Genomic DNA, 6,912 nt, shown 5'->3' on the forward strand with positions numbered 1-6,912 from the left:
GTATTCTATCCGCGTTATAGTTTTCCAGCTCATCGTCCTGCCAACTCAGCCCGCTTGACCCGCAAATTGACTTTTCAAGGAGTCCAAGTGACCGATCAACTAGAACGCAATAAACAGACGGTAATGGCGTTTTACGATCTCATGTTCAACCAGTGCCAGCCCGCCGAAGCGATGGCGCTGTACGGCGGCGATCACTACACCCAGCATAACCCGGCGGTCCCCGATGGGAAAGAGGCGTTTATCGCGTATTTCATCCGCATGGCGCAGGAGTATCCGGGGAAGCGCGTCGAATTCCGGCGCGTCATCGCCGAGTGGAATTATGTCGTGCTGCACTGCTACCAGCAGTGGCCGGGCGACAGCGATTGGGCGGGCATCGACATCTTCCGCCTGGATGACAACGGCAAAATCGTCGAGCATTGGGATGTGCTGCAAGCCATCCCCGAAACGTCGGCCAACAACAACACGATGTTTTAGAGGCGAACTTCGCCTCGGAAAAGGGCTGATACTGACCCCACCCCCGGCCCCTCCCCGAATTCAGGGAGGGGAGCCAACAGACTCGGGTTTGCGCCTTCCCCCGAATTCGGGGGAAGGTTGGGATGGGGGTAGGTACTGAAACCCCTCAGGAAATACGTTGTGCCCCAGCCCTTACAGCGCGCGCATGCGATTGTTGCGGGCGTTGTGTTCAACTTCGGCCAAACCCAGCGCTTCGAGCAGCGGCGGAATGTACATGCCAAAACGCCCGCGCAGCCCCTTCTTGAGGCCGTACCACCCGCCGACCGGATTGTCCGGCGACCGTCCCCAGGCCTCGACCGTGCCTTCTTTGGCGGGCTTCTGCTCGTCGGCGCTGCCGAGCTCCATCCAGTCGCCGTGGGCCTTGAGCATCGCGTGCAAATCGTCAATGCAGCGCAGATCGTAGAGCAGCGTCGTCGTGCCCACCGTACACACCAGCACGGGCGGAGTCGCGCTCTCGTCCTTGTATAGCGTATATTCCGACGTTCCCGGCGGCGTCTTCAACACCCACGGATCCGCTTTCGTGCCTGTTCCACTGAATTCTGCTTTGCTCATCATGCGCATCCTTTTGCTCTCACTAAACTATTGAAGCATAACACGATCCGGTTAAGCGCGTTCGGCAGCCACTTTGAGATCGGCGGCATAGCGCTCAAACGTCGGGCGGAAGTCCGGCAGCGACCGGGCGATCATGGGCAGCATCAGTCCGGAAAACGTCTCGGTCATCGTGAAGTCTGTGCTCCCACCGCTCTCCGGCGTCAGTGTGAATTCGCGCACGCCCTGAAACATGGGCGCGGCGCCGTCCTGCCAGACCATCCGCGCGTTCGGTTCAAACCGCGATACTTTCAGCTTGAAAATTCGTTCGGCGGTGGTCGTCTTCAGTTGGATCGTCTGCCCAAGCGCAATCGTGCCGTCGATGCTCCTGATGGTCGAGTTCCAACTGGGAAACTGGCGGGCGTTGGTGAGCAGTGACCAGATCTTCTGTGGGGCCGCCTGCACCTTGATGCTGACACCGACCTGCATCCGAAAGAGCGATTTGGTTAGCGTGGCTGTGCCGTCGTTCTGCATTCGTCATCCTCTTGCTGTAAGCTGTCGTGATGTAACGACAAACGGCGGTCAAAGGATGCGCTGTTTTCACGATCACTATAAGATGAGTTATGAACGAGGGCGACAAGAAAGTCCCAACCATGCTTCGTGAGTTGAGCCAGCACGAATTCGGCAGCCGCCTTGAACCGTATCGCCGCGAACTGCAAGTCCACTGCTACCGGATGCTGGGCTCGCTGCACGATGCGGAAGATATGGTGCAGGAGACCTTTCTGCGGGCGTGGACGCGGCGCGCCACCTACACGCAGGACATCTCCGTGCGGGCATGGCTGTACAAGATCGCGACCAACATCTGCCTCGACGCGCTCAAGAAGACCCGGCGGCGTGTGATTCCCAAAACGCTGCGCGCCGCGGAGCCAAGCGGCGACTCGGTGCCACCGGCAATCCTCGAACCGATCTGGCTCGATCCCTATCCCGATGATCTCATCCCGTGGGCGGCGGAACACCCCGAACAAATCGTCGTCACGCGGGAGAGTGTGAGCCTCGCCTTCATGGCAGCGCTGCACGTGCTGCCACCGCGCCAACGCGCGGTGCTCATCCTCAGCGATGTGCTCGACTGGAGCGCCGCGGAGATCGCCACGCTGCTGGAAACAACGGTTTCGGCGGTCAAAAGCGCGCTGCACCGGGCGCGCGCCAGCCTTGATGCAGCGCATCCGGATGTCCCGGCGCCGCGTCCGGACGATTTCCTGCTCCAAACACAGTTAGCCGCCTATGTCCAGGCGTGGGAGACCGCCGACGTGGACGCGCTGATCACGCTGCTGCGCGATGATGCGACCTTCAGCATGCCGCCGATCCCCTCGTGGTATCAGGGCAAGGCCGCCATTCACCAGATCGTCGGAACGCGAGTTTTCGCGGGCATGCCGGGCTGGCGTTTACTGCCCGCGCGCGCCAATGGGCAGATCGCCTTCGGACTGTACCGGCGCGGCGCGGACGGCTACGCTGCCTACGGTGTGCAGGTCGTCACGTTTGCAGGCAACGCCATCAGTGACATCATCACCTTCCGCAAACCGGATCTGGTCGAGCGCTTCGGACTGCCGCCACAGCCCTAAGATAATCGGACTATCGCGCACGACTCGCGTCCAAACTCTCCCTGTAGTATGGTAAACGATCATCATCGTCGTACTAGTCGCCGAGAGTTTGCCGCCTCATGACCGAGCCTACCGTCACGCCTGCTCAGATTGATCACATTTTGGATGCGATTGAAGCCGCTGGTCCGCAAAACCTCGCTGCCCAGTTGCCAGACGCCGAGCGCGCCGCCCAACTCGCCCACGCCATCGGTTATGCCCGGGGCGAAAGCCGAGCGTTATACCTGTGTTCCAGTCTATACACGTCCCTTGGCGACTACGTCAAAGTCGCGTCGTACGCTCAGCAAGCCCTGACCATTGCCCAAGCCCACGATCTCCCTCTGGAACGCGCGTACGCGCTGACCTTGCTGGCCGGAGCCTATTTGAACAACGGCATGACTTTAGAAGCGCTCGAAATGCTGCAGAATGAAGCGATTGCGGCCTCCGCCCAGCAAAACCTCTATCTGCAGGAAAAATATCTCAACACACTCGCCATTACGCACCTCAATACGGGGAGCTATGACCGCGCTATCGAAGCTTTTCAGAAGGTGCTCGAACTCGGACGCACCGCGCGGCGCGGTCAAGCAGAATACGTCGCCTTGCATAACATAGGGTCTGTATACAGCATGCAGGGCAAAATCGAACAGGCGCTGCGCTACTTCCGGGAGGCTGCCGCCACTGCCGAGCGCTACGAGTGGCTGAGCAAGCAGATCAGCGCTTTGCTCGGGGTAGCCGCGCAGGAGATCGAACTGAAACGCCTCGACGACGCCACCGCCACCCTCGATCAGGTCGGGCGGCTGACCGACCAACTCGGCATGCAGCCGGGCGCCAGTTTACTGCGCTTTCGCGGCCATTTGCGCTATGAACAGGGCGCGCATGCGGACGGTCTCCGCGATCTCGAACAAGCCTTAGAGCAAGCCAGAGCGCAGAATGACTGGTACAACCTGCGCTTCATCCTCAACGAACTCAGCGGCTTCTATGAGCAGCAGGGTGCACATCAGCAGGCGCTCGCGCTCGTCCGCGAACTGCTGGATATGACGCAAAAGTCCAACAGCGAGCAGATTCAATCCCGCGTGCAAACGCTGCATGCTTTCCACGAAGTGGATAACCTGCGGCTGCGCTCGGAAGCCGCCGAACGCGAACTGATCGCTTACAAACAGGCGGAGCAAGAGCGTCTGGAAAAAGAACGCATGGCGATGGTCCTGCATCAGGAACAGGAATATGCGCGCCAAAAACAGCGCGTGCTCGCTCGTCTGCATCATGAACTCCGCACGCCGCTGGCAATCATCAATTCGTCGGCGCAGATCATCGGACAGTATGGGCTGCGGCTTCCCCCGGAAAAGCTGCAGCGCCAGCGCACGGCGATGCAGGAGCAGATCGCGCGGTTTGAGAAGCAGTTAGCCAACATTGCGACGGTCCTGCAAGCCAAAAGCGAACTCGGGACGAATGAGCCGGTCGCGCTCGATCTCGTCAAGCTGTGTGCGGCGGCAACGGCCCAGGCCGAAACGGAAACGAAACAGGTGGACCGCATTCACATGACGACGCGGTGCGCTGCGCCACTCCTCGCCCTAGACAAAGATCTGGTCACGGCCATCATCACCGAGCTGCTCATCAATGCGCTCAAATTCTCGACGGCGACCGTCGAATTCACCGTTGCCTGTACCACTGATCTGCTTGAAATCACGGTCACGGATCAGGGAATCGGCATTCCAGCCCCTGAACAGGCTCAGGTGTTTGAACCCCTGTTCCGTGCCAGTAACACGGACGATATCGGTGGCAGCGGGCTGGGTCTGACGATCGTGCGCGACTACGTTCGGCATCTCGGCGGTACTGTGCAAATCACCAGTGAGATTGGTCAGAGCACCGTGGTCAATGTGCGCCTCCCCCTGCCCAAGCGCGGTTCAACCGGGCCATTAGGGGGCACGCAGTCCGACACGCCGGCCACCTAGAGAGGCTACCTTTCGACGGGGAAATCCCGGTTGTATTCCGCGATCACGGCGTCAATGTCGACCAGCTCCCACAGGCGCAGATGCTTGGAATGCGTCGGGCGATTGGCGGCGAAGTAGGCATAGGTCGCGTCCTGTTCCGCCCCCGTGCCGACCGGACGGTAGTAGATCAGGTCTAACAGGCTGTCGATGTGCACAATCGGCTGTTCAACGCGCTGGAAGTTGAACACCTGTCCATCCGGCAGGCTGATCGTCAGATCGACGCTGGCGTGCTGCATATTGCCGAATGGATACAACAGCTTGTTAGGGCTGAGTTCCAGTTCGACCTGCGCCCACACCGCGCGGAAATGCGCGTAATCTGCGGGCAGCAGCCGCGCAGCCATGGAGTCAGGGTACTCGGCGTAGAACGCTTCGAATCGAAAATCGCATCGAACACCGTCAGGTCATGGCGCATGGAGGCTTCGAGCGAACTGTAGCCCGTGTCATGCAGCGTGATCTCGTTCTCGTTGATCAGCCAGTACAGGCCGCGAAAGTCGGTGATGTACAGCGGAAACTGATAATCGTGCACCTGTTCCGCGACCGCCTCGAGCACAGCGATGATCTGCTCTTTGGGCGGAAGGCGCGTGATGTTGCCGTACCCGGCCAACCCACGCAGGTAAGCGATATCGGATGGCGTGAGGTGCAGCGCCGCGCCGAGGCGATCAATGGTCGAGGGCCGGGGCAGCCGCCGCCCCTTCTCCAATTCGATGACCGGCCCCGTCCCTTTCCAACCGAGACGCGCCGCGAGATCAAAAATACCGATACCCTCGCGCTGCCGAAAGGCGCGGAGGGCGGTGCCAAAGGTCGTGGTTTGTGTCATCACCGACTTTTCTATCCAACAACAGCAACTTTATTGACAGAAAGCGTTGCTCTCACTATACTCCGCAATCATAACTCATTACGTGGTCATTTGTAATATTAATCGGCTGCACCCCAAAGGCAGAGATTGTGACGTTACACACTGCGGTTGTGATTGGCGCTGGACAGGGCATGGGACAGACAGCGGCGCTCCGGCTTGCTCGGCAGGGATTGACCGTCTACCTCGTCGGGCGAACGGAAAGCAAACTCCAGGCGACCGCCGAGCAGATCCGCGCGGGCGGAGGCACCTGCCACGTCTTCCCCGCTGACCTGACCGAAGAACCCGCGCTCGACGCGCTCACCGCACAGCTCAAAGCCAAAAACGTGGCCGTCGATGTGCTCGTGCATACGGCAGGCGAAGCGATGATCCGCCCGATTGCGGAAACCTCCTTTGCAGATTTCAACCGCACGCTGGCGATCAACTTAGGCACGGCAATTCTCGCGGTGACCAAGCTCATCGGCTTCGTGCGCGCCAGCGCCAACCCCAGCATCATCCTGGTCTCCTCCAAAGTCGCGCTGCGCGGCTATGGCGGAGTCGCCGCGTATTCGGCGGCCAAAGCGGGCGTGGTCGGATTTGCCCGGTCGCTCGCCGTCGAACTGCGCGAGGAACGCATCCGCGTCACTGCCCTCTGCCCCGGCCCGGTTGATACGCCGATGCGCTGGTCAGCGACGCCGGATTTTGACCGTGATCTCGTCATCAGCGCGGAGACGATTGCCGATACCATCTGGTATCTCGCCAATCTCCGCGCGGCACGACTGGCGAGCTCTTGATCCAAAGCGAAATCTACGATTAGTGTGGTTCGGAGGTTCTTAATGCGTACACGGTTGTTCCGCCTTTTGTTACTCGTCGTGGTGATCGGTTTGCTGTCTGCGTCCGCCATTGGCGCGCAGGGTGACCGTCCCGTCGTCATGTACTCGCTGGTCGAACTGTACACCATCGACCCGGCAGTCGGCTTTGATCAGGCGATTGGCAGCACCCTCAAGCAGCTCTATGACTCGCTGTTCCGCTATGTCGGCAACCCGCCTACCGTCGAACCGTGGCTGGCGGAATCGTATACCGTGTCGGAAGACGGCAAGACTTACACCGTCGCGCTCCGTCAGGATGCCACCTTCCAGGACGGCAGCCCGGTGAACGCCGCGGCAGTCGTGTATTCGGCGGAACGTCTGCTGCGCGTCGGTCAAGGCGCGGCGGGGCTGTTCACGGGTGTGCTCTCCCCCGGTGGCACGACCGCCGTCGATGACCACACCGTGCAGTTCGTGCTGGATCAGCCGTATGGCCCCTTCCTCGACATTCTGACGTGGCTGTTCATCGTCAATCCTGCGGTCGTCGAAGCCAACCTCGGCGATGATGATGGCGTGACTTATCTGACGAACGCCTCCGCCGGTTCTGGCCC

General features: G+C 60.3%; 9 protein-coding genes. 5 read left to right on the forward strand and 4 right to left on the reverse strand.

The window, feature by feature from the left end; translation table 11 throughout:
• Positions 1-87 precede the first annotated feature (87 nt).
• The gene (locus IPK17_RS18180; protein ID WP_343419104.1) at positions 88-474 is read left to right on the forward strand and encodes a nuclear transport factor 2 family protein; all 387 of its coding nucleotides are present in this window, start codon (positions 88-90) and stop codon (positions 472-474) included.
• 171 nt (positions 475-645) lie between these two features.
• Here IPK17_RS18180 and IPK17_RS18185 read toward each other — a convergent pair whose 3' ends face one another.
• Both IPK17_RS18185 and IPK17_RS18190 read right to left on the reverse strand, forming a co-directional pair.
• Positions 646-1,068: a DUF6855 family protein gene (locus tag IPK17_RS18185; protein WP_343419105.1), complete on the reverse strand. Its 423-nt coding sequence runs from the start codon at positions 1,066-1,068 to the stop codon at positions 646-648.
• 48 nt (positions 1,069-1,116) lie between these two features.
• A complete protein-coding gene (locus tag IPK17_RS18190; protein WP_343419106.1) occupies positions 1,117-1,575 on the reverse strand; it encodes an SRPBCC family protein in 459 nt (152 codons plus the stop codon).
• A gap of 89 nt (positions 1,576-1,664) precedes the next feature.
• Here IPK17_RS18190 and IPK17_RS18195 point away from each other — a divergent pair, with 89 nt between their 5' ends.
• Together IPK17_RS18195 and IPK17_RS18200 are read left to right on the forward strand one after the other, a co-directional pair.
• Positions 1,665-2,660 carry a sigma-70 family RNA polymerase sigma factor gene (locus tag IPK17_RS18195; RefSeq protein ID WP_343419107.1) on the forward strand — a complete coding sequence of 332 codons (996 nt, stop codon included), beginning with the start codon at positions 1,665-1,667 and terminating at the stop codon, positions 2,658-2,660.
• A gap of 98 nt (positions 2,661-2,758) precedes the next feature.
• Positions 2,759-4,624 carry an ATP-binding protein gene (locus IPK17_RS18200; RefSeq protein ID WP_343419108.1) on the forward strand — a complete coding sequence of 622 codons (1,866 nt, stop codon included), beginning with the start codon at positions 2,759-2,761 and terminating at the stop codon, positions 4,622-4,624.
• Between the two features lie 5 nt (positions 4,625-4,629).
• Here IPK17_RS18200 and IPK17_RS18205 read toward each other — a convergent pair whose 3' ends face one another.
• Positions 4,630-4,899, reverse strand: coding sequence for a hypothetical protein (locus tag IPK17_RS18205; RefSeq protein ID WP_343419109.1), 270 nt, complete (start codon positions 4,897-4,899; stop codon positions 4,630-4,632).
• Positions 4,875-5,480: a helix-turn-helix domain-containing protein gene (locus IPK17_RS18210; protein WP_343419110.1), complete on the reverse strand. Its 606-nt coding sequence runs from the start codon at positions 5,478-5,480 to the stop codon at positions 4,875-4,877. Before IPK17_RS18210 ends, IPK17_RS18205 begins: the two co-directional genes overlap by 25 nt.
• A gap of 128 nt (positions 5,481-5,608) precedes the next feature.
• Here IPK17_RS18210 and IPK17_RS18215 point away from each other — a divergent pair, with 128 nt between their 5' ends.
• Both IPK17_RS18215 and IPK17_RS18220 read left to right on the forward strand, forming a co-directional pair.
• Positions 5,609-6,289 (forward strand): SDR family NAD(P)-dependent oxidoreductase, encoded by a 681-nt coding sequence (locus tag IPK17_RS18215; protein WP_343419111.1) that lies wholly within the window; start codon positions 5,609-5,611, stop codon positions 6,287-6,289.
• Between the two features lie 42 nt (positions 6,290-6,331).
• Positions 6,332-6,912 (forward strand): ABC transporter substrate-binding protein (locus IPK17_RS18220; protein WP_343419112.1); only part of this gene is annotated, 581 nt, incomplete at its 3' end.

Source organism: Candidatus Flexifilum breve (assembly GCF_016713355.1).

Excerpts from the sequence above, each read along its gene's own strand:
- IPK17_RS18210 (WP_343419110.1), bottom strand. The coding sequence starts at position 5,480 with ATGACACAAACCACGACCTTTGGCACCGCCCTCCGCGCCTTTCGGCAG.
- IPK17_RS18185 (WP_343419105.1), bottom strand. The coding sequence starts at position 1,068 with ATGATGAGCAAAGCAGAATTCAGTGGAACAGGCACGAAAGCGGATCCG.
- IPK17_RS18200 (WP_343419108.1), top strand. The coding sequence starts at position 2,759 with ATGACCGAGCCTACCGTCACGCCTGCTCAGATTGATCACATTTTGGAT.
- IPK17_RS18190 (WP_343419106.1), bottom strand. The coding sequence starts at position 1,575 with ATGCAGAACGACGGCACAGCCACGCTAACCAAATCGCTCTTTCGGATG.
- IPK17_RS18195 (WP_343419107.1), top strand. The coding sequence starts at position 1,665 with ATGAACGAGGGCGACAAGAAAGTCCCAACCATGCTTCGTGAGTTGAGC.
- IPK17_RS18205 (WP_343419109.1), bottom strand. The coding sequence starts at position 4,899 with ATGCAGCACGCCAGCGTCGATCTGACGATCAGCCTGCCGGATGGACAG.